Raw genomic sequence first — 23306 nt, 5'->3', positions numbered from 1 at the left:
CGTATTTTCACCGTGGGGCTCTGGCCTTACAAGGCTTGTAATCGATTATTTATAAACCCCACACTCATAGGGTCTGCAAGCAGCAACGCACCGGTCGCGAATAACGCGGCCAGTGCGAGCGTTGATCGGGGCCGGCCAGTTACTAGATGCATAGCTGCGGCCCAAGCTCTTCGGTCTTCCCGTCCACCATGATGGTTGCCAGACCGCAAATTCGTGCTGCCGTGTCTGGTTCAATAATCATTGGAGTGTACAGCGATTGCAGCCCAATGTCGGTGCGTGATTGAGCTCTCGTGCTTTGCGGATCATCAAGCGGCCAGACGCGCATGGACATCGTATTTCCATCAGTTTCGCCGTCGTATCTCGTTACCCGCCCCCACACCGCCATGCAGTCGTTCGAATACATCAGCTGCACGTGCACCTGATTGTCGAGTCTTGCTTCAGAGGCTGCGATGACGGCATCATCACGGCACGAGGTGAGCATCGGGTCGATCCCGTTGGCCGGTTCAGAAAGATGTCGACCGCCCTCGGCCAGAGCAGGTTCGCTGGCGCCAAACCCGTTCATCGTGACGACCGTGCCGAGTACTCCTAACACTGCGGCAACCGCGGCAATAAGGGTTGTCTGAAGGAGTGAGAACCGGCGTGACCGATCCATTGATTCTGGCGCAGGATCTAGAACCGTGCTTCGTGGCGCGAGTGCGTTTCTTCGGCTTCTCCACGTCTTTGGGTCGCCGCCGAACAAGCCGACGAGCTTGAGGACAGTGTTCTCTGTCGGAAGCGACTTGCCAGAAAGCGCGACTGAAATCACGCTCTTAGAGACTCCGGTCTGGTTGCTAATTGCCGCGAGCGTTGGGTTGCCCGCTGCAGTCTTGAGGTCTCGCAACCCCTCCGCGAACGCTTCTACCGTGTCGACTGGTTCCCCTAGATTGGCGCCGGACTGCGGTGCAGTCGAATTCGACATTCATCCTCCCCATGACGAGTTCAAAACCTCGAACGCTTGTGTTCGGCTATCAAAACACGATGTTTTGCCTACTTGAGCAACCATATATTGATCCAAGAAAGCGAATGCCGTTGCCTGGGATATTCCAGTCGTTGCCCTGGAGTTTTGGCACCAATACAAGGATCCCGATATTTCGTTCGATGGCCGAACGAACCTCTTTGCGTAAGTTTGTCGAGCGCGGCCTGCGCGAGGCCCGCCGCTAGGTAGCCGCTCACAGATGGGACAGTTTGTACGCGTCAGAAGGGTCTAAAGCGTACAAACTGTCCCATCTGTTGCGTGGAGTGGCACAAGCGGCCACGGGCCGTCGCGCGGCCCACCCGATCCGATCAGGAGCGGTCCGACTACTGCGTGTGCACCACGCGGCCGTCGACCACCGTCAACACGAACGGAATCTCAGGCAGCTCGTCTGTCGAGGCCTCGACCGGGTCGCTCCCCCACACCGTGAGGTCGCCCACCGCTCCCACCTCGAGTACGCCGCGGTCTGAGAATCCTCGAGCCAGCGCGGGCCACAGGGTGTAGGCGAAGAGGGCTTCTTCGCCGGTGAGGCACTGATCCGGCTCGAACACATGGGCCTCAGAGTTACCGGGCGTGTGCCGGCCACGCGCCCAGGCCATACCGAGCCGGGGGTCGTACTGCGCGACCGGCCAGTCAGAGCCGAGGGTCACAGTGACGCCCGCGTTGAGCACGTCGCGCACACGGTAGCCGGTGGCGGCGCGCTCTCCCAGGCGCTTCGCCCAGGGGTCGCTGTCGTCGGCCGCGCGCCACTGCATGTGCAGCGGCTGCATTGACGCGGTGACGCGGCTCGATGAAGCTCCGCCAAAGCCGCGCAGTTGCTCAATGTCTGAGTCAGCGAGCACCTCGAGGTGCTCGATCGAGTGTGCGGGGAGGCCCGGCCTAGCGGGTAGTGCGCCGTAGACGTCGAGCACGCGGCTCACCGCGTAGTCGCCCACGGCGTGCGTCGCGATCAGCATGCCAGCGTCGTGGTAGGCGCGCACGACCTCTTCGAACCTCGCCCACGACGGCCAAAACGCGGCGCGGCCGTCGCCGCACGCGTCGGCCTCGTGCAGCCAGGCGGTGCCCGTGTCGATCACGCCGTCGCTAAACAGTTTGATCGCGTTCTGATCCCAGAGCCGCCCGGCCGTGCCACGGGCGGCAATGCGCGCAGCCACGTGAATGTCGGTGTCCCCGACGGCGTGCCAGTGGTGCACGGTGAGGCGTTGGTCGAGCTCGCCACGCGATTCGAGCTCGGCAAACAAGGTAGCGGTCGCGGGCTTACCATCCATGACGGCGCCGCCGGTGAGGCCAACAGCGGCGAGAGAGCGCAGCATGTCGCGCAGCGCATCGCGCTCGTCGTCGTGGGAGCGCGTGGGCGCCGCCGCAAACAGCAGGTTGTAGGCGCTCGGTTCGCGCAGCATGCCCGTGGGCTTGCCTTCGGAGTCGACCACGATCTCGCTCGCGTCGGCAAACTCGCGCGTGCCCGTAATACCGGCCGCCGCGAGCGCCGGGCCCGTGCCCAGCGCGGTGTGCAGGTCGTAGCAGATGAGCGCGACGGGCCTGCCCGGGGCGGCGCTCTCGATCAGGTCGCCGCGCATGCCGGTTTCTTCGAACGGCGCGTAGTCGAGGTTCCACCCTCGCAGCCAGGCACCCTCGGGCAGCCGCTCGTGCTCTGCGGCGAGCGCCTCGCGCAGCTGCTCGATGGTGACGAGCCCGGCGAGGTCGATGCCCGCGGTGACGTCTGCCGCCCAGTGCGGGTGGGTGTGTGAGTCGAAGAGGCCGGGGGTGACAGTCGCGCCCGCGACGTCTCGCACCTCAATGCCGAAGGCGGCGGCGCGCTCACGCACCTCGTCATCGCTGCCGATGAGGGAGATGCGACCGCCCTCTACGAGCAGCGCGGTGGCGTCGCATGCGCGCCCCAGGTGGGCGTTGCTGCGCAGGTTTGCGCCGGTGATGGCGAGCGAGCCGCCCGCGGCGGCGAGCTCGGCGCCACTACCCGCGGCGGTATCGATGTCGTTGCCGTTCAAGGTCATCAGCTGCTCCTCGTGTGTCTGGTGGTCTCAGTGCCGGCCAATGGCGCTGTAGCCGGTACGGGTGGTCACGCCCCGAAACCGTGCCGGGTTCCAGTGGCGCTGAAACTCGGGGTCGCCCGCGCCGCCCTCAACGAGGTCGGTGAGATACTGCCCCATAAACGCAGCGTACTTGAACCCCTCGCCCGAGTCACCGCAGGCGAGCACAACGTTCGAATGCACGCGGCCGACGACGAAGTCGCCGTCGCCCGAGTCCGTCCACGTGCACACCTGTGTGGCGAGCACGTTCGGCTCAATCGCGGTGAGATCACGCGCGACGCGCGCGCGGATGATCTCGGTGCGCTCTGGCACCGCGGCGCGGTCGAGGTCTTCACCCAGCGTGCCGCCCGCGAGCGGCCGCAGCGGCTGGTCGAGGCCGACCTTGTACCCGCGCTGGGCGTCTGGCATCGCGTAGATGCCCGGCGCGTCACCGATCGGGCAGTCCACGAGCCCCGGCAGCGCCGGCGCGGGCCACTCGGGCGGCTGCGCGGCGGGCGACCCCAGGTGCACCACCTGTTCGATGTAGGGCGTGAGCGGCAGCTCGAGGCCCAGCCCCGGTAGCAGCTCGCGCGTGCCGGGGCCCGCGGCGACAAGCACCTGCTCGGCCTCGAGCACTTCGCCGCCCGCGATCTGCACGCGCGCGGCGCGCGGCGCGGTCCCTGCAGCATGATCCGGATCAATGCCGGTCACCCGTGTCGCGGGCCGGTAGTCGCCGCCTGCAGCGATGAACGCGGCGAGCGCGCCCGCAAGCATTCTGTCGGCGTGCACGACCCCGGCCTGTTCGACCCACAGGGCCGGGCGCCCGTCTGGGCGCAGGCCGGGAAACGCGTCGCCCACCTGGGCGGGGGCGAGGCGTTCGACCGGCTGGCCGATTGACGCGAGCGCCGCCGCGACCGCTGGCAGTGATTCGTCGTCACGCCACACGAGTCCGGTCGTGCTGTGGATGGGGGCGCCGAGGCGCTCACCCAACCGCTCCATGGCGGTGCGTGTGGCGATCATGCCACGCGCCCGCCACGCTTGCGTGTCGGCGAGCCGCCACAGGCGTGAGCTGCCGCCGCTTGACGCGTACGGGCTGCCGGGTGCGAAGCGTTCGATGAGGGTGACGTGCCAGCCACGGTCTTGGAGTTCGAGGGCGGCCGGGAGCCCCCAGGCCCCCGCGCCCACGACGATCGCTCGAGAGTGCGTCATCTTTTCGCCGTGTTTAGTCCTGGATCGTCGTGTAGTGCTTGCGCAGCGGTTCGGTGACGTGCCAGGTGCCCTCCCAGCCCGACGGCATGACCATGATGTCGCCGGGACCAAACTCGATGTCTGCCTCGCCCGCCACCTCGACGGTGACACGGCCCGAGAGGATCGTGCAGATCTCGGTGTAGCCCTCGCGGTGCGCGGTGAAGCTGCCCGTGGTGCACTCCCAGAGGCCCGTGTCGATATTGCCGGCTTGCCACACGCTCGTACCAGCCTCGGTGAGGCCCGCGGTCGTGGCCGTGGGTTTAGGCGCGTGCGGGGGCAGCTGCACCTCACCGGTGTTGTGGGCAGCGTGGGTGGGAATGCTCGTCATTGATACTCCTGAAGTGTGTTGTGCTGTGTGATGTGTGATGTGTTGTGTGCGATTTGTGCGTGACTCGCGCGTCTCGCGTGCTGGCCGCTAGCTGCGGCCGGTCACGATGTCTGCGAGGTGCGCGATGGGTGACGTTTTCTGTTTACCGCCCAACTCTTGCTTGTCTGCGAAGCCGTAGGCCGCGTAGAGGCCCTTCGTCGCGATCCAGCGCAGCGGCTCGGGCTCCCACTTGCGTACGCGGTGGTTTACCCACGGCAGCCCCGCGATCTCGGTGTCGTTGCCGAGGATCAGGTCGGTGATGGTGCGGGCCGCGAGGTTCGTCGATGTGACCCCCGTGCCCACGTAGCCGCCGCCCCATGCGATGCCGGTCTGCTTATCGAGGCCCACCGTGGCGGCCCAGTCGCGCGGCACGCCCAGCACGCCCGACCACACGTGGTCGATCTGTGCGCCGCGGGTCGCCGGGAAGAACCGGTTCATGATCTCATTCAGGGTGTGCGCGGTTGAAGCGGGGGTCTGCCCGTCGGTGTCGGTCTTTGAACCAAACTTGTAGGGGACGCCGCGGCCGCCGATTGCGATGCGGTCGTCGGCGGTGCGCTGCGCATACATGTACACGTGCGCGAAGTCGCCGAGCACCTCGCCCTTGTTCCAGTTCAGCTCGTCCCACACCTCTGCGGAGAGCGGTTCGGTTGCGATCAGCGACGAGTTCATGGGCAGCCACAGCCGGTGCAGCCCCTTGAGGTTGGCGGTGAAGCCCTCTGTTGCCCGCACAATGTACTCGGCCGATACCGTGCCGTGCGTCGTGATGACGCTGTGCGGGGCGATCTCGACGACGCGTGTGCGCTCGTAGATCTCAACGCCCAGTCGCTCGCACGCTTCGGCGAGACCGCTCACGAGCTTGGCGGGCTGAATGCGCGCGGCGTGCGGGTGCCACACCGCGGCGCGGGTGCCCGTGACGTTGATCTTGGCCTTCGCCTCGGCCGCTTCGAGGAGCTCAAGGTCGGTGTAGCGCCACGACTGCTCTTCGGCCGCGAAGGCGCGAATGCGCGCCTCCTGCGCGGGCGTGTAAGCGACGTTAAACTCGCCGCCCTTCTTAATGTCGGCGTCAATGCCCTCGGCCTCGGTGACCCGGATCACCTCGTCGACGGTCTCGTTCATGGCACGTTGAAACCGCTCAGCGGCGTCGCGGCCGTGGGTGGGCTCGTACTGGGCGCGCCCACCCGTCATGGCCGAGGTGAGCCAGCCGCCATTGCGACCCGATGCGCCGTACCCCACGTGCTTCTCTTCGACAACGACGACCCGCAGCTCGGGCTTCGCCTGCTTCAGGTAGTACGCGGTCCACAGCCCCGTGTACCCGGCGCCCACGATCGCGACGTCGGCTGCGAGATACCCGGGCAGCTCGGGGCGCGACTTGGGTGAACCGATTTGTTGCCACCAGTGCGAGACGTTGCCGTTGATCATCGTTGATTCCTTTGCGAGGTGTACTGCTGTAAATGATGCATGTTCTGTGCCCGCTTAGAGGGCAAACTGCGAGGCGAGTGTGGGGCGCCAGCTCAGCCAGGCCTCAGCGTTATCGCCGCTGAGCCACGGAAGCTGTTCGCTGCCGCGCACAACCCCGGTGCTGCCGTCTGGCAGTACAATCTCGTACTTCCAGCCCGACCCCAGGTAGATCGCCTGCCGCACGGTAACCGGCACAGCCGCCTGACCGGCGCCGGCTTCTGCCGCCGACGCATGCAGCAGCCCGTGCTCGGGACGCACCACCGTCACCGCCCGACCGTCGTCGCTCTCAACCTTCGTCGATTCGCCGATGAACCCCGCGACGAACAGTGACGCCGGCTTCTCGTACAGCTCTTTCGAGGTGCCGACCTGTTCGATGCGTCCCTCGTTGAACACGGCGATGCGGTCTGAGAGTGTCAGGGCTTCTTCTTGGTCGTGCGTCACGAAAATGAATGTGCGCCCCACCTCGCGGTGTACGCGCCGAAGCTCGAGCTGCAGACGCTCGCGCAACTGCTTATCGAGCGCACCGAGTGGCTCGTCAAGCAGCAGCACCTTCGGTTCAAACACGAGGGCGCGTGCGAGGGCAACGCGCTGCTGCTGCCCGCCCGAGAGTTCCTTCGGGTAGCGGTCCTCGTAGCCCGCGAGCCCGGCGGTGACAAGCGCCGCGCTCGCAAGCTTCGCCGCCTCGGCCTTGCCGACCTTGCGCTGGCGCAGCGGAAACGCGACGTTGTCACCCACGGTGAGGTGCGGGAAGAGGGCGTAGTGCTGAAACACGATGCCGAGACCCCGCTTGTGCACGGGCACATCGTCCATGCGTCGGCCGTCGATTTCGACGTAGCCCGTCGTGAGGTCGGTGAACCCGGCGATGAGGTTGAGCGTCGTCGTCTTGCCCGAGCCTGAAGGCCCGAGGAACGTCATGAACTCCCCCGCCTTGACGTCAAGCGACACATCATCGAGGGCGATGGACTTAGGGTAGTGCTTCGAGACGCCCGAGAGTCGAATCTCGGCGCCACGCTGGCTATGCTTTTCGGCCACGGTTTTTCCTTCCGGTCAGCACGAGCGCCCCGAGAACGAGCGTCGTGGTGAGCACGAGAATGACGGTCGCGGCGGCCGCGAGCGTCGGATCGGTATCGCGAGTCACACTCGCATACATGAGAACGGGGAGAGTGTTGAGGTAGGGGCTCTTAATAAACAGAGACAGCACCACCTCGTCAAACGAGGTCACGAACGCGAAGAGCGCGCCCGAGACGAGCCCGGGAATAATGTTGGGCAGGGTGACCTTGAAGAACGTCGCCAGCCGCCCAGCACCGAGGCTCAACGCGGCAAGTTCAAGCCGGTCATCGAACCCGGCAAACCCGGCGGTGATAGCGATCACCGTGAACGGCAGCGCAAGCACGGTGTGTGCAAACACGAAGCCCGCGACGGTGCCCACCAGGCCGAGCTTCAAGAACACGGCGTAAATGCCGATCGCCACCACGATCCCGGGCACGACCATGGGCGTGAGCAGCCCGATCCGGAGCGAAGAGGACAGTTTCTTGCTGGTGAGCGCGCGCAGGCCGAGCGCCGAAAGCAGGCCGAGCACGGTCGCGAGCAGCGCGACCAGGAGGCCGATGAGCAGCGAGTTTGACAGTGCCGCCGTCCATGCCGGGTTCGTGAAGAACGACTCGTACCAGCGCAGCGACCAGCTCTCTGGCGGGAAGACGAACGAGGCTTTGCCCGTGAAGCTGAGCGGAATAACGACGAGGGTGGGCGCGATGAGCCAGAGTGCCACGATCATGCTGACCGTCCACAGGACTACGCGTGTGAGGGGGCGAATGCGAATCATCTAGAACACCTCCACGGCGAGACCCTTGCGCTTCGCTGAGCGCACGACGAGGGCGATGAGGCCCAGCATCACGAAAGTTGACACGAGCAGGATCACGCCGAGCGCACCGCCGCGACCCCACTGCAGCAGACTGCTGACCTGGGCGTAGATCGCTTGTGCGAGCATGCTGTCGGAGGGCGACCCGAGCAGCGCAGGGGTGACGTAGAATCCGAGCGCCTGGATGAACACCATGAGCGCGCCAGCCGCGATGCCGGGAATCGACAGCGGCAAAAACACGCGCAAGAACGCGATCGAGGGGCGCGCACCGAGCGACCTGGCGGCGGTCACGAGGCGGCCGTCGATGCCGCTCATGACGGCGTACAGCGGCAGCACCATGAACGGCATGAGCACCTGGCTGAGGCCAATCATCACGCCCGTGTTTGACCGCAGCAGCTGCATCGGGCCAATGCCCACGGCCTCGAGGATCGTGTTGATGACGCCCGAGTCTTGCAGCAGCACGATCCACGCGAACGTGCGCACCATGAGCGAGGTCCAGAACGGGATCAGCGAGATCACGACGAGCGCGGTGCGGGCTTTGGGCCCCACCACCGTCATGAGAAAGGCGTAGGGGTAGGCCAGCAGCAAGCAGATGAGCGTGGCAAGAAACGCGTTACCAAAGGTGCGCGCGAGGATCTGCAGGTTCTGCGGGTTCTGCAGCGCCCACTCGTAGTTGCCAAACCCGAGCGTCGGGTCGCTCACGCTGCGCCACATGCTCTCGAACACGGGGTAGGCGAACACTCCGAGCAGCAGCGCGTACGCCGGCAGCAGGAGCAGTAGGGCCCGCAGCGGTGCGCGGCGCGAGGTGTTCGCCCCGCGCACCACGGGTAGGTTGGTGGTTGTCACGATTAGCCCTGCAGCCAGGTCATCCAGCGGTCGAGCTCGGAGTCGTAGTTCTCAGCCCACCAGGTGGAGTCGGTCGCCACCATCTGCTTCGCGATCTCGGGTGCCGTCGTGAGGAACTCCATGCCGAGCGGGCTGAGCGCGGGCGCGGCCTCGGTGTTGACCGGCGAGTACGAAGTGAGCTCGGTGAGGGTCTCTTGCTGCTTCTTACCCAGGTAGTAGTTGATGAACGCCATCGACGCGTCGGGGTTCTGGGCGTTCTTCGGTACAGCGAGCGCCTCGGTGATCTGCAGCGCTTCGTTCCAGACCGGCTTGTAGTTTGCGCCGTTCTCAACCGCCGCATAGCCGCGACCCGACCACACCAGCGCCATGTCGGCTTCGCCCGACTCGATCATCTGCTGTGATTCGGCGCCTGTCTTCCAGTAGATCAAGCTGTCGCGAATCTCGTCGATCTTGTCGTAGGAACGATCCATGTCGAGCGGGTAGAGCTCGTCGGGCTTCACACCGTCTGCGAGCAGTGCGCCCTCATAGATGCCGGGGCCGATGTCTTCAAAGCCCGCGATGCCGCGCTTGCCCGGAAACTTTTCGGTGTCGAAGAAGTCGGCCCAGCCGGTGGGCGGGGTCGGGTACTTGTCGACGTTGTACAAGATGACGTAGCCGTACTGCATCGCGGGCACGAAGCAATCGCCGGTGAGTCCCTCGGGGACTTTCGACGTGTCGACAATCGACGTGTCGATGTCCATGAGTAGCCCGTCTTCACCGCACTGCTTCTGGGCCCAGATGATGTCGGTGTCGACGACGTCCCAGGTGACCGCATTGTTGTCGACCTGCGCTTTGATCTTGGCGTACTCAGTGGGCCCGTCTTCGAGCACCGTCGCACCAGACTCCTCCGCAAACGGTTTGCCTGCCGCCTCCATCTGCCCCTCCTGGAACGTGCCGCCCCAAGAAACGAACGTGAGGGTGACGCCGTCGAGTGCGCCAGCCTTCACCGTGCCAACCTCGGCCGGGCCGGGGCCCAAGTCGATGTCTACGGCGGGGCCTGCGGCCGAGCAGCCTGCGAGCAGCGCACCGACGCCTGCGACGGCGAGCCCCGTCATGACCTTGCGGCGCAGAGATGTGTGTTGCAGAGATGTGTTTTTCATGGTGTGATCCTTCTTCATTGATGATCAGTTGGTCTGTGGTTTGTGTGGCCGCGTGTGAAGCGCGAGCTACGAGACTTGCGCGTGTGGTGTCTCGTCTGGCGTGGGCGGGCTGTTGATCCAGATCACTTTTGCCGGCGCCGCTGATTCGTTCAGCACCCGGTGCGGCACAGAGCTCAGAAATTCGATCGAGTCGTCGGTCTGCATGACGTAGCGTTCTTGACCGAGCTCGAGCACGATTTCGCCTTCAGTGACGATCAACATTTCTTGTGACTGACCGTGGGTGTAAAAGTCGCTGCCCGTTGAACCGCCGGGCTCAAAGACACCCGCATACACTTCGAGGTTGCGCAGCGGTGGCAGTGAGACCACAAATTTCTGTGCGCCCTCGAGCGGCAGCGTTGGCCGCCCGGCCGCTGCCAGCACCCCGCGGGTGTGAGCTGGGCTGTCGTCAAGCAGTTGTGCCGGGGTGACGCCGAGCGCGGCCGCGATCTTGCGCAGCGAGGCGACACTGGCGTTGGTGCGGCCGTTCTCGAGCTGACTCAAGAAACTTGAGCTCACCCCTGCTGCCGCGGCGAGCGAACGTAGGCTCAGGCCGCGCACTTCGCGCAAGAGGGCGACGCGCTCACCCAGCTCGGCTTCAACTTCTACTGGCACCGTTCCTCCTTGAACGAGTAAACCCACAACCCCAGTTTGCTGAACACCTTGTTCAGTGAGGTTGGCAACAGCGTACACTCTGGCGAACGACGCGGCAAGTGGGTGGCAGCGTATGCCTCCGCCAGTGACAGCACACGGGCTCGATCGGGTGCAATCGGGGACGGGGCATCGAGTGCCGGAATCTCCGCCCGCCGGGCGTGAGACTAAAGCGTGACGCGAACTTCGTGAGCTCTTAGCAGTTGTTGAAGGCTCACAATTTCGACATCGAGATCTTGACGTTCAAGACCAAAGTCTCGACAAATGAGCTCATCCGTACTATCGGTTTCTAAGTAGTGTAGGAGCAACAACTGGCGCTCAGTGAGGGAATTGTCTGCAAAAGTCTCGGTTTCATCGCTCATCAAAGCTTCGCGCTGCCGTTCAAGCCACGAGAGCCCCCGCACCTCTCGTTCAAGGCATTCAACGATGGCGCTCGCTTCTGCGCGGTTCCCAGCGCGATGCAACATCTCGGCGTGGGATAACTTCGTGCCCACATACTCAGGGTCGGCCAGCTCAATTAATTGTTGCGCCCGCTGCAGGTCGCCATCTCGCAGCGCCAACTGCGCCGAGAGTAACGAAATAATACTCCCGCTTAACCCTTCGCCTGGGTGCGCCGGAAACGGCATTGCCGAAATCTCTTCGAGACGCCTTGCCGCATCAGAGAAACGTGCAGAACGCGTGAGCACGATATACCAAGCCCATGCATAAAATGGCCATAGTTCACCAAGCTCACGTGTGCTTATCGATTCAAGCATCTGCCCCGCGCGCCGCGAATTTCGCGTCTCGAGGAGAGCGCACACGATGGCTTCACTCGTGTCGAGAATACCTTCTGCCCAGCTGCTGGTTCGTGGAATTTCTCGGGCACGATCAAGCAAGCTCCGCGAGGTGTCATTCTCACCAAGAATAGCGTGGATCATGGCTGCCCGCACATACGCGTCACGGTGCAAAAAACCAAGTTCTGGCGCAAGAGGCAGACTTTGTGCTTCAGAAAATTTGCCAATTGCTAATTGGAAATCACCGGCAAGCATCGCGGTGATAGCGTGCTGCACTGCCCCGAATGCACGCCACCCTCTACTCGTGTCATGAATACTCACAGGCCCCAACTTGTGAAGCTCAATGTCTTGCCCAGCTAGAAGACCCTGCACAGGTCTTCCCTGCAGCCGAAACCACAGCATTTTGCCCAATTGCACAAAAAGTCGCGCGCGCAAACGATTGCTCTGCAGAAGTGCGTTCATCTCGCCTACTTGCCTGCGAGACCAGGAAGCGGCGCCCAAGAGAAAAGACTGCACCATCTGGGTGGTTGACCCCAAAGCGACAGCATTGCCAGTGATCACATCAAGGGTTTTCAACAGTTCGGCTGGTTTGAAGTAGTACCAGCACAGCAGAAGCTCGCCTTCGATGACACGAGCAGCCTCGCCAAATTCTCTAGCTGACATATGACGCTCGACCTGGCAGATCTCTGCTGGTCGCAATGCATTGTCTTGCGTAATTGGTTTCTCCCCCGCCTCTTTGATGCGGTCAACTCTCGTTTACGTCTTAGTTCGACCACGTCTTGCGCGCCACCACTGACACCGCAGGACTTCACCATATAACAATGCGGCAAAAGCCATGAGGGTGGGAGTGTGGGGGATCTTCTTAGGGGTAGATCCCCCATTGACGCTATTTCGGTGTATAGGCGACATATCTTGAAGAAGCTTCAACGAGATTTGAAGACAGAGACGAGCACGAAGCCAGCATGCTTGAGCGGGTTTACCGCATGCCGTCGTCTCAAACCAGCTGTCATACAAGGAGGAGTGTTCGGTGCCGTTACCACGTATTACTCACAGGGGTAGGCGTCGTACAGCGACCGCCCTTGCGCTCGGACTTGTTTTACTCGTGGGTGGCTTTGCTCAGTCATTCGAGCCGTTCGCGGCAAATGCGGTCTCGAACGAGCCAACTGACGTGGACCCGACCGTAGTGCCGGCAGACGATGAAGATTCTGTCGATAACGACGCTTCGAACGTAGGGGACGCCTCAGAGCCCGAAGCTGGTGCCGAGTCCAATAAGGAGGCCGACTCCAGTGAACGGACGACCAGAACAACGACACCATCTCCCCAGCGTCAAGGTACAAAGACGCTAAGGGAACCTTCGTTGCTCTCCCTCGATGTCGATGACTTTTGCGTACCTAACACTTACTTTGCCATTGACCAAGCGGCAAACGATGCAACAAACACCCGCATTCGCAGAGTGACCCTTGGCACCGGCGCCAATGTAAACAAACCTAACGGCGCGACAGTCCCGATTCCATCTGCTGGAAACATTGTGCTCTCCGGCTCAAGCGCCCCCGCGGGCTCGGTCAATAGCGTCACGAACGCACTTGGCGTCACCCCAGAAGGAACTTTTTACTTCGTTGGACAGACAAAAGACACAACCGATGGCCCGACCGCAAGCTACAGAGTTTACAAATACGACCTCACGAATTACGCCTCTGGGAATATCACCGGCACTGCGACGGTAGAAGGCAGCTTCACCATGCCCACTTCTGCGGGCAACCATCGCTGGATCGTCGCTGGCGCGGTAGACCCCCACACTGGCGATTATTTCTACGGATACTATGACGCGGCTTTCCAAGGGGGCCAAGGCTCAGTCACTTTGCACCTTTACCAGTTTGAGACGGACACAAAGAACGCGATATACATCGGAGGATTCAAAACTCCCGGTACCGATCTCCACATTGGAAGCACGACAGGTAACGGTGACATTTCATTTGATGGAGCAGGTAATCTCCTTGCACTCGTGAGTAACAACACTGGCGCAAATGCACGTCAAATCACTGTGACAAACTCGCTCCTCAGTGCAGCTGCTCAGTCACCAGGCCAGATTCGCACACTGAGCGCAGGAGCTGTCACTGCCCCACTAACGAACCTGTACGGCAACAACGAATTCAACGGCTCAGCGTTCAATGCGGACGGCCGCATGTTTTTGCAGCGTCGCGGAAACGGCGTAAACAACAACATGACCGTGAACCCCCTCACGATGACCCTTATGGGTCCTCAGTCCACCTCTGCGGGAAACATCGAACCCTCGAATCGAGTAATGAACGACCTTGCTTCGTGCGGCACTCCCCCCACGCTCACGCTGAAGAAAACGTTAGACGGCAAACGGGCCCAGCCCACTGACCAGTTCAAACTTGAAGCAAAATGGCATGCAGCTCAGACCGGCACCAAAACTTCATTTGGATCCGTAACGACAACCGGTTCAGACATCGGACTACAGAAGGATCAGCTCGGGCCTGTCCCTGTGCTGTCGGGCAACTGGTACACGATCTCTGAGACCGGGGTCAACAACGCTGACCTCCAAAACAACTATGAAACATCTTGGGCTTGTTTTGTGAACGGCAACCCCGAACCCGCGTACAAGGGGATCGGCACTACAGGAACGTTCCATTTTCAAGCTTCAAATAGTTACCGTGGCGGAGAAATTGAATGTGAATTCACCAACCGATCGATGCTGCCGAACCTCGTGGTTTCTAAGCAGTCGGACCCTGCTTCGGGTGTCGCGGTCGACCCTGGTAACACGGTGAAGTTTTCGCTCGCATTCGACAATACGGAGGGCTCGGCGGCCGCTACTGAACTGAGTTACACCGATCACCTCGCAGATGTACTCGACGACGCCAACTTCGTAGGCAACTCACTCAAGGTGCGCGACGTTACAGCGACAGACCCGGCTGACCATACTGATATCACAACCGGTTTCTTTGCCTTCTACGATCAGGCTGCCAAGAAGATCAAGATCGCTGGCGCTGCAGACGGCACAGGCACTGCAACGGTGCCCGCCGGCAAGAAGTACGCGGTCGTCTATGAGGTCACGGTAAAACAAAACGTAGACGCCGAGGGGAACACGCGCGAGAGCGGTACGGGAACTACCGCATACCGTCTTACGAACTACCTCGTCAAAGGCAACGAGACCCCGCCCACCACATGCACACCGCCGGCACAGGAAGACGAACAACCGCTGTGCTCCGACCACCATGTGCGCTCTTGGACAGCCTCCAAGAAGGAGTCCAGGCCGGCATCGGGCGCTACGCTGCACGCTGGCGGCAACATCTACTACTCTCTCGAGGTTGAGAAGGCCGACGCGAGCTACCCGATCGATGGCATTGTCGTCACTGATGATCTAACTGACGTCTACGATTACGCTACCTGGGACGCGAGCGCACCCGACCTTTCAGCGCAGGGTGCCCTTACTCGAGGCATCTACTTCTTCAATGCCGCTGGCAACGTCGTGCGAACCATTAACCAGGGTGACCTGCCCACAGGAACGACGCTCGATGAGTGGGTGCCAGCACCGACCGAAGCAGGCGGCAAGTGGACTCTCGCTACCAAACCCTTCGAACTCGAAGCCGGTGAAGTCAAAGCCCAGGTATGGTTCGCCGTGAAGATCAACAATCCCCTCACAGGAGAAGTCGGCGCGCCCTTCATCAACACCTATTCAGCGCTCGCGGGTAGCAGTGAGCCCAAGCCCAACCAGTGCGAGACAGGCGAGCCTTCGACGCACAAGGCCGCATGTAAAACGTCGCATCAGGTCGCCGAAGACTTCTTCGCGATTCGTAAAGACGGCACCGGTACGCTCGCCGACGGCACACGTGGCCCACTCACGAACCTCATCGGTCACCAGTTTGAGATCCGCGTAGATGACAACGGGACTATGGGCACCAATGAACCCGCCAATAAGTGCGACGTCACAGGCTCGAACGCACAGACGTGCTGGTCATTCGCACCGATTGCATCGGGCGAACAGGCTGGGCGTTGGCGCGCCGACAGGCTCCCCGCAGGCACTTACTGGTTGCTTGAGACGCAGGCCCCTAAGGAGCAGCGCGTCGATGCAAACACCAAGCGCTCTGTGACAGGTGTGCAGCTGCTCGCCGAACCCATCAAGTTTCGTGTGGCAAGCTCTGCCGAATCTGGGACAGATCACCCGGCCCCCGGCGTGCCCGATAAGAACGTGATCCTAGGCCAAGTTGACGTGTTCAAACCAGGAGCAACTACGTTGCTTGACCGATGCGATGCCGACGGCACAGATGCTCGCCCCACCGCCTGCAGTAACCCCACCGGGTACCTCATGGTCGTGAGTGACCCAGGCGCCCTGCCGCTCCCCTTCACCGGCGCGGCAGCTCCCTGGCTGCTCGGCGTAGGTGGTCTCGCAGGCCTCGGCCTACTGATCGCAGGTTTCTATTACTGGAGTTCACGGCGCCAAACGCGCGAGCTCTAAGCCCACAAGCTTGTCGAGTCATTGCTCGACATCACCTAACCCCGGTTTGGACCCCCCTCCAGGCCGAACCCAGAAAGGAAAACCGTGAATACACCATCACGTAAACGCGGCCTTCTGGCTGGGATCACTGCCATCGCCGCCTCGGCGATGCTGATCCTCGCCGGCGGCTCCGCAGCGCACGCAGCCCCCTCCGTCGTCGACCCCGACGCCAAGGGCTCGATCACGTTCCACAAGTTCGACCAGCCCGCAGGCGTCACGAACCTGCCGAACGACGGCTCTGCTATCGACCAGGACGCCATCGACGCAGCGAACCTCCAGGCTCTCGGCGGCGCCAAGTTCACAGCCACCCGCGTGGGCACCGGTGCGAACACGAACGTCGCCATCGACCTGGCAACAAACGCGGGGTGGCAGACCGCACAGGACCTCACCGTCGCAGGCGCCGCCACGCAGCTGCTCACTGGTACCGGCAATGTGTTCGAGTCAGGTGCGACTGACGCCGCGTCCGGTGAAGCTTCGGTCACGAACCTGCCCATCGGCCTCTACTACGTGCAGGAGACCACGACGCCTGCCGGTCACATGACCTCGGCGCCGTTCCTCATCACGGTGCCGCTCACGGACCCGGCAGACCAACAGAGTTGGCTGTACAACGTGCACGTCTACCCCAAGAACTCGGCCGTGGGCACCAAGACGGTGAACGATGAGAACGCAGTGAAGCTGGGTGATGAGATCGTGTGGACGATCACCGGTAACGTGCAGGCCCCTGCGCAGGGCCAGTCGATCGACGGCTACGCAATTGCCGATAAGCTCGATGAGAAGCTCGGTTACGTCGCCGCCGACGCCAGTGCGGCTCCGATAAAGCTCGGCGCTGTCGCAGCAATCACGATTCCCGCCGCCGCAGGCCAGCTGACCGCTGACGATTACACGGTCAAGCACTTCGCTGACACCAACACTGTCGTCGCAGTGCTCAAGGCCTCAGGTCTTGCAAAGCTTGACGCAGCGAAGAAGGCAAATGCAGCCACGCAGGTGACCCTGACTGTACCCACGGTGGTCAACCAGGTCGGTGAGATCTCGAACACCGGTCTCATCTTCCCGAACAAGGACTACGTTGACGCGAACCTCGGTGACGACCCCACCGACCCCACCGACCCGACGGATCCCCAGAACCCCTGCGAGGAGTTCTGCCCCTTCGAGACCCCCGAGTCGGTCACCAAGTTCGGTAACGTGAACTTCACGAAGACCGGCAAGGACGGCGACAAGGCTGCCGCGCTCGCTGGCGCTGAGTTCCAGGTGTTCCTCACCGAGGCCGACGCCAAGGCGAAGACCAACCCGGTCGAGTTCACGAAGAACGCAGACGGCACTGCAACAGCCCCGTCACCGAAGGACACCTTCACGTCAGACGCTAACGGTAAGGTCAACATCGAGGGTCTGCGCTACTCCAAGTGGGTCGACGGTGCAGAAATCACCAGCACAGACCCGGTCGACGGTTACCAGGCGTACTGGATCGTCGAGACGAAGGCGCCCGATGGTTACGAGCTGCTTGCTGAGCCCATCAAGGTCGAGGTTAACAGTGCCGATCAGGCTCTGATCGTCAGCGGTGCGACCGGCACCGATGACCTGCTCGGCAATGTCGTCAACAAGCAGAAGAATGCTGGCTTCGAGCTGCCGCTCACCGGTGGTGCGGGCACCTGGATGCTCACGGCCGCCAGCCTGCTGCTTGCAGCGGGCGCGATCACCATGGTGATCCGGCGCCAGAAGCGCGGCATCGCAGCTTAAGCTGTTCTTGCCTAGCGCATAATGTGTGGCGGCTGCAGTGCTCACTGCAGCCGCCACACACCCATTTTTCCCTTTTACATTCACGAAAGCAGCCGTGGCTAAAGATCGTTCACCTCGCAAACGTAGTGTCCAGGTACTTATCCGTGCGCTTCTCGTCACGGTATTCGTTGCTGTTATCTTGTTCACGAGCGGCACTATAGGCCTCGATGTACGCGAGATGCCGCCCAGGCTGTATCTTGCTGCCGGCCTCGGCCGACTGTTCCTCACACTCGCAAGCATCATGCTTGGCCTCGGTGCGCTACTGATGATTCGAAAGTTCAAGAAGGTCAACGATGAGTCTTGACACCTCACTTTCGGGCTACCAAGAGCCATTCTCACCCCGGGTAGCTACACCGGTTCGCAAACGCGGTGATCTCGTAAATGCGATCATGATCCAGGTTATGATCATGGGTGCACTGGTACTCGGTTTTTATGCTCCGGCCGCCGATTGGTTTTCGGCCCGTACGCACAACTCTGAGATTTCTGGCTACGTCGACGCCGTCGAGGCTTCAGACCCTGAAACTCTCAAGCGTGCTCTCGAACTCGCTTATGCCTACAACGACCATATGCCTCAGGGGCCGCTGCGTGACCCTTATACAAGCACCGTGGACCCCGACGGCGATGCTGCCGCACTGCGCGCGTATGAAGACCTCCTGCGGGTAAGCCCGTCAGATTCCATCGGTCACATCACCTATAACGATACAAACATCTCGCTCCCGATCTACCACGGCACTTCGGATCGAGTGTTGCGTAAAGGTGTCGGGCATTTGTATGGCTCTTCCTTGCCCGTGGGCGGTCCTTCTACCCACTCAGTGCTCACGTCTCACTCTGGGCTTGTCAACGCGAGCCTGTTCACGTCGCTTACCAAGGCAAAATTGGGCGACGTTTTTAGTGTGCAAGTGCTCGGTGAAACGCACTGGTACAAGGTAGACGATATTCGTACGGTACTGCCCGACGAAACAGATGCTCTGCGCATTGTCGATAACGCTGACTACGTCACGCTGATCACTTGTGTGCCTGTAAGCGTCAACACACACCGCTTGCTTGTGCGCGGAACCCGAATCCCGGCCCCTCAAAATGAGTACGATGGTACGGTTGCGGGCGACGGAGTTACTGCCGGGTTCCCGTGGTGGGCTGCCGCAGTCCTCGGCGGATCTGCGGCGAGTGCCTGGTTCTTATTCATCTATCCTAGACATACTCGTAAAATGCACAGTGTTAAAGAACTGGCAGGTATGCCTTAAGTAACTGCACTGTCACTCCTCGTGTTGTTAAGGAAGAATGAACTCGACTCCTTTTGTGCCTAGCCCCCGTACCAGGCAGGTCCAAAGAACCCATCTGGTTCATGTAGCTTGTTCTGCCAGGCCTGCACTTGTGATGGTGCGGGGAGCACGAGGAATGGGCAAGTCCGCGCTTGGTGTGCAACTTGCGCAGGCCGCGCATGAGCGAGGCTCGCACGTTGTATGGGCTGACTGCGCCGGGAACGTAAAGCTCTGGACAGCAATTTCGGCCACTCTTAAGGCTGCCAGACTCGTTGAAGAGGGCGACCTACCGCCTTTGTTTCCGTCGCCTCACGAGTTCCCTGACTGGAATCTGCTCCACACGCTCGCCGCGCGACTTGAACGTCTCGTCATTATTGTCGACAACTACCCTGGCCCTCAGTTTCCACTTCATGATGAGCTCGTACTGACGACGCTCGAACGATTGCCAAATGTTCATCTGATCCTGCTTGGCCATGACATGGGCACGCTAGATGCACCATTGTCTCGTCTTCGCGTCTCAAGCGCGGTAATTGACGACGATATGCTCCAGTTCACTGTTGGTGAAGTGCAGGAACTTCTCGACCTGAAACACGCAGACCTCGCGCCAGACTCAAATGACGCCGCCAAGCTAACGACCCAAGCTGCCCACATCGTCGATGCGACCGCGGGCTGGCCGCTCGCGGTCTTGGGGCAGATTAACCACGGAGAAGCGAGCGCCGGGTTTGCACGAGAGTTCATCACGCACTACGCATCGCAAATGTCGCCTGCGATGCAAGAACTTACGCGTGTAGCTTGCAGTATTGAAGAGATCTCGCCAGACTCACTGGCATCCATTGCGGGCGTGCCTGAATTTGACGCAGCTCGCGTGCTAACGCAACTGTCTGCAACGTTCATGCGCCAGCGCATTGACTCAAATGGAACCCGTTGGTACTCGCTACAAAAGGCCCTCCACCAAGATATTTGGATGGTGATTCGTCCCGACAACGAGGGCAACAACCTTCACAAAGGCGAGGCCTCCCAAAAAATCTCGACAGAACGAGCCGTCGCACTCGCGCTTCGATCGCCCTACCCTGAGCAAGCGCTTCAGGCAGCGTTCGCCCAAAAAAACTGGCATTTGGTCAATGAGCTACTGCTCAGGTGCACTACCATTTCACTGGTAGATCCTGCCAGCGGATTGCTGAGCCTACTCAGCAGCATTCCAGTAGAGGCACAGCACCGGTACCCAATCCTCAGATACAGCATTCTTCTTCCTACCGTTCTTAATAGTGGGGCACCTCGACCTGCGGACGCACTTCGTGCGGGTGAGATTGCCGAGGTGTTGAACGAGGTACCTCACCATCAGGCAGACGTTCTCACGATCGCGATCACTGCAGCCAAAATCCATGCGAGTCGTTTGCAAGGTGATGAACGTACTTGTGTGGACGCGCTCACTCAGTTACAGAAACAATTTGATTCACTCACGAAGGCGGATCTGCGCAGATCGTGGCCCACGTTTGCGACAATCGCTTGCCATGCTGCTGTGACACACATCGCGCTAGGCAATTTCAGTGATGCTGAGTGGTGGAAGAATCTGGCCATCACCATGACACAGGTCATCCCACGCACGCATGGTCTCTCGCCCTCAAGCTCCGTGTACGCTGAGGCATTAGGCGCGCTCATTTCGGCAGCTCGGGGCGATTTACGCTCAGCAGTGACTCGAGTTGAGGAGTGGGAGCGAGCCCACGGTGAGCTAGACAAGCGGAGAAACTTTTCCACTAAGCCGCTTGAGATCGCCAAAGCGATTGTCGCTTTTGAGCGTAACCAAACTCAGCAGGCCTTCGCGTTCTGGCGTTCACTCAACGAACGGGTACGATCACTCGAACTTCGACCATTTGTGATCTGGCTTGGTGCTCAGCTCTCGGCGCAAAGATACGGACCTGCTCAGGCAGCAAAAGAACTCAGCGTTCAGATCCGGGCGCTAAAGCGCGTGGCCATACCGATGCGAGGCAACGATGAGCTACTCAGCGAGCTTCTTGCGCGGCTCTCATTCCTCGGCCAGCAGGATTCACCACATCCCGTCAAAGGTTCGGTCCCCCATTTGGCAAACGCGTACGCCGCGTTTGAAGTCCGACAGTATGCTCGCGCACGGTCGATTGCACGTAGAGTGCACGACCGAGCTATCCAGAATACCCACCTCCGACGATCTGTTGAGGCGCTCCTCTGTGTCGAAGCAGCTGATCTCATGATCGACGGCACGCATGTGCCGCCTGGGCCCTCTCAAAGCCTTACAGCGACGACGAGCGACAGCGGCCGTTTGGCTCGACGTTTGATATGCGACTATGGATTCGTTTCATCTGGCCTTAGCGCCTCCCTCCGCCCCCTTGTCTCCTACGACAGAATTACGACGCCCGCTTCTAACGCTGATGATGCTGTGACTGCCGCAACCGGGCACTCTTCAAGCGCTCAAGGGTCCAATCGCGAAAGCACCGCGTCTCCCGCCAGAACGTCAGTACGCCGTCTCACGGCCGCAGAACTCCGGGTGCTCCAGTCAATCTCAGTGCACGGCACCGCCCCAAACGTTGCCCGGGAGCTCAACCTCAGCGTGCACACCGTGCGTGATCACCTGAAGTCGATCTATCGTAAATTTGACGTTTCAAGTCGAGATGACGCCCTACACGTGGCCCATCAAATTGGCCTCTTGCTGTAACTGCCGCGAACGCACCCCACAAACCCCGTAAGCTAACGGGAGGATCCCACAAGGAACCACGTCTTCAATAGCGCAGGTCATCTCACCACATCGACGTTGCGGGGCTCGCGCTTTCTTCGATCCCCGAAAGTCTCCCCTCTTGAGCACTACGCCCGCTACACCAGCCATACCCACAAACCAACAGGCCCGTACACCGCGCAACTCGACCTCGCGCGTGATTCTCGCGAGCCTCGTCGGCACGACGATCGAGTTCTACGACTTTTACGTCTACGCGACCGCGGCCGTCCTGGTGTTTCCGCACCTCTTTTTCCCCACCGGCAACGAGACGACCGCGCTGCTCGCATCGTTCGCCACGTTTGGCGCGGCGATGCTCGCCCGCCCCGTCGGTGCGATCTTCTTCGGTCACCTGGGTGACCGGCTCGGCCGCAAGACCACGCTCGTGGCATCGCTCATCACGATGGGTGTGGCAACCTTCTTGATCGGTATTTTGCCCACGCACGATCAGATCGGCATGTGGGCAGCGGTGCTGCTGCTCGTCATGCGCCTCGCGCAGGGCTTTGCGATCGGCGGCGAGTGGTCGGGCGCAGCGCTCGTGGCCACCGAGAACGCCCCCGAGGGCAAGCGCGCCTGGTACGGCACGTTCCCGCAGCTCGGCGCCCCCATCGGGTTCATCATCGCGAACATGCTGTTCTATGTGATCAACATGGGCCTCGCCGACCCGACAAAACCCGGCATCGCGTCAGACGCGTTTCTCGCCTGGGGCTGGCGTATTCCGTTCTTGTTCTCGGCCGTGATGGTGGTCGTGGGCCTGTGGGTGCGGCTCAAGCTCGTCGAGTCCAGCGCGTTCGAGCGCACGAAGGAGGCTGGCAAGGTCACCAAGATGCCCATCGCGGTCGCGTTCAAGGATCACTGGCGCGCGCTCATTCTGGGCACCTTCGCGATGCTCGCCACCTACGTGCTGTTCTACCTGATGACGTCGTACACGCTCACGTTTGGCACGCGCCCCGGCCTCGAGGTCGCACAGAAGGCTGCGAACGCCGCAGGCGTCGACTTCGACGCCGCCGCCTACGTGCCCGGACTCGGCTACTCGTACAATGACTTCATTCTGATGCTCGTGTTTGGCGTTGTCTTCTTTGGCATCTTCACGCTCGTGTCGGGCCCGCTCGCCGACCGCTTCGGCCGCCGCAAGACACTCATCTGGGTCACGATCGCCATCGCCCTCTTCGGGTTCTTGTTCGTGCCGCTTCTGGGCGGCGGCACCGCGCTCGTCATGTTCTTCCTCGCGCTCGGGTTCACGCTCATGGGCCTCACCTTCGGCCCCATGGGCGCGTTTCTGCCCGAGATGTTCCCCACGAACGTGCGCTACACCGGATCAGCCGTCGCCTACAACGTGTCGTCGATCTTGGGCGCCGCCCTCGCACCGATCATCGCGGTGTGGCTGTGGGGTCTCGCGGGCGGCAGCCCGATCTACGTTGGGTTCTACCTCACGGGTGCCGCGGTGCTCACGCTCATCTCGCTGATCCTCACCCGCGAGACCAAGAACATCGACATCGAGGCGTAGCTCCCCACCACCTACGTCATGGATTCTGATTCTTCTATGTTTGTCAACTCGCCAGTCGAGGGGCGGCCGCGGCGTTCAACTGCCGAAACACTTGAC

General features: G+C 61.4%; 17 protein-coding genes. 6 read left to right on the top strand and 11 right to left on the bottom strand.

The annotated features are described in order from the left end of the window. Nucleotides 1-142 precede the first annotated feature (142 nt). From ACXR2T_RS15490 to ACXR2T_RS15440, 11 genes are all read right to left on the bottom strand, one after another. Nucleotides 143-958 (bottom strand): DUF2690 domain-containing protein, encoded by an 816-nt coding sequence (locus tag ACXR2T_RS15490; RefSeq protein ID WP_489945556.1) that lies wholly within the window; start codon nt 956-958, stop codon nt 143-145. 380 nt (nt 959-1338) lie between these two features. Then, the gene (locus ACXR2T_RS15485) at nt 1339-3024 is read right to left on the bottom strand and encodes an amidohydrolase (protein WP_458840411.1); all 1686 of its coding nucleotides are present in this window, start codon (nt 3022-3024) and stop codon (nt 1339-1341) included. 27 nt (nt 3025-3051) lie between these two features. Then, nucleotides 3052-4248: an NAD(P)/FAD-dependent oxidoreductase gene (locus ACXR2T_RS15480; RefSeq protein ID WP_458840409.1), complete on the bottom strand. Its 1197-nt coding sequence runs from the start codon at nt 4246-4248 to the stop codon at nt 3052-3054. Between the two features lie 13 nt (nt 4249-4261). Then, on the bottom strand, nt 4262-4615 hold the full coding sequence (locus ACXR2T_RS15475; protein WP_458840407.1) for a cupin domain-containing protein: 354 nt from the start codon (nt 4613-4615) through the stop codon (nt 4262-4264). Nucleotides 4616-4702: 87 nt separating this feature from the next. Next, nucleotides 4703-6073 carry an NAD(P)/FAD-dependent oxidoreductase gene (locus tag ACXR2T_RS15470; protein WP_458814517.1) on the bottom strand — a complete coding sequence of 457 codons (1371 nt, stop codon included), beginning with the start codon at nt 6071-6073 and terminating at the stop codon, nt 4703-4705. 54 nt (nt 6074-6127) lie between these two features. Next, nucleotides 6128-7144 carry an ABC transporter ATP-binding protein gene (locus tag ACXR2T_RS15465; protein ID WP_458814519.1) on the bottom strand — a complete coding sequence of 339 codons (1017 nt, stop codon included), beginning with the start codon at nt 7142-7144 and terminating at the stop codon, nt 6128-6130. Further along, nucleotides 7128-7934: an ABC transporter permease gene (locus tag ACXR2T_RS15460; protein ID WP_458840405.1), complete on the bottom strand. Its 807-nt coding sequence runs from the start codon at nt 7932-7934 to the stop codon at nt 7128-7130. The genes ACXR2T_RS15465 and ACXR2T_RS15460 overlap by 17 nt, the downstream gene beginning before the upstream one ends. After that, entirely contained in the window at nt 7935-8816 is an 882-nt protein-coding gene (locus tag ACXR2T_RS15455) for an ABC transporter permease (RefSeq protein WP_458814524.1), read from the bottom strand. Between the two features lie 2 nt (nt 8817-8818). Then, nucleotides 8819-9955, bottom strand: a complete 1137-nt coding sequence (locus tag ACXR2T_RS15450; protein ID WP_458840404.1) for an ABC transporter substrate-binding protein — start codon at nt 9953-9955, stop codon at nt 8819-8821. Between the two features lie 66 nt (nt 9956-10021). After that, nucleotides 10022-10606, bottom strand: coding sequence for a helix-turn-helix domain-containing protein (locus ACXR2T_RS15445; RefSeq protein WP_458814528.1), 585 nt, complete (start codon nt 10604-10606; stop codon nt 10022-10024). Nucleotides 10607-10809: 203 nt separating this feature from the next. Next, nucleotides 10810-12078, bottom strand: a complete 1269-nt coding sequence (locus ACXR2T_RS15440; protein WP_458840402.1) for a hypothetical protein — start codon at nt 12076-12078, stop codon at nt 10810-10812. Between the two features lie 1339 nt (nt 12079-13417). Here ACXR2T_RS15440 and ACXR2T_RS15435 point away from each other — a divergent pair. The 6 genes from ACXR2T_RS15435 to ACXR2T_RS15410 all read left to right on the top strand — a co-directional run bounded on the left by ACXR2T_RS15435 (nt 13418) and on the right by ACXR2T_RS15410 (nt 23210). Next, a complete protein-coding gene (locus tag ACXR2T_RS15435) occupies nt 13418-15892 on the top strand; it encodes a DUF7927 domain-containing protein (protein ID WP_458840401.1) in 2475 nt (824 codons plus the stop codon). Between the two features lie 84 nt (nt 15893-15976). Further along, nucleotides 15977-17665 (top strand): SpaH/EbpB family LPXTG-anchored major pilin, encoded by a 1689-nt coding sequence (locus tag ACXR2T_RS15430; protein ID WP_458814534.1) that lies wholly within the window; start codon nt 15977-15979, stop codon nt 17663-17665. Between the two features lie 94 nt (nt 17666-17759). Beyond that, entirely contained in the window at nt 17760-18008 is a 249-nt protein-coding gene (locus ACXR2T_RS15425) for a hypothetical protein (protein WP_458814538.1), read from the top strand. Next, nucleotides 17998-18945: a class C sortase gene (locus ACXR2T_RS15420; RefSeq protein ID WP_458840399.1), complete on the top strand. Its 948-nt coding sequence runs from the start codon at nt 17998-18000 to the stop codon at nt 18943-18945. The genes ACXR2T_RS15425 and ACXR2T_RS15420 overlap by 11 nt, the downstream gene beginning before the upstream one ends. A gap of 154 nt (nt 18946-19099) precedes the next feature. Continuing rightward, a complete protein-coding gene (locus tag ACXR2T_RS15415; RefSeq protein ID WP_458814542.1) occupies nt 19100-21649 on the top strand; it encodes a helix-turn-helix transcriptional regulator in 2550 nt (849 codons plus the stop codon). A 139-nt stretch (nt 21650-21788) separates the two neighbouring features. Next, nucleotides 21789-23210 carry an MFS transporter gene (locus ACXR2T_RS15410; RefSeq protein WP_458840397.1) on the top strand — a complete coding sequence of 474 codons (1422 nt, stop codon included), beginning with the start codon at nt 21789-21791 and terminating at the stop codon, nt 23208-23210. Nucleotides 23211-23306: the final 96 nt, after the last annotated feature.

Source organism: Leucobacter faecis (assembly GCF_054456635.2).
The sequence above is the reverse complement of the archived record's forward strand: the minus strand, read 5'-3'. Positions and strand labels throughout refer to the sequence as shown.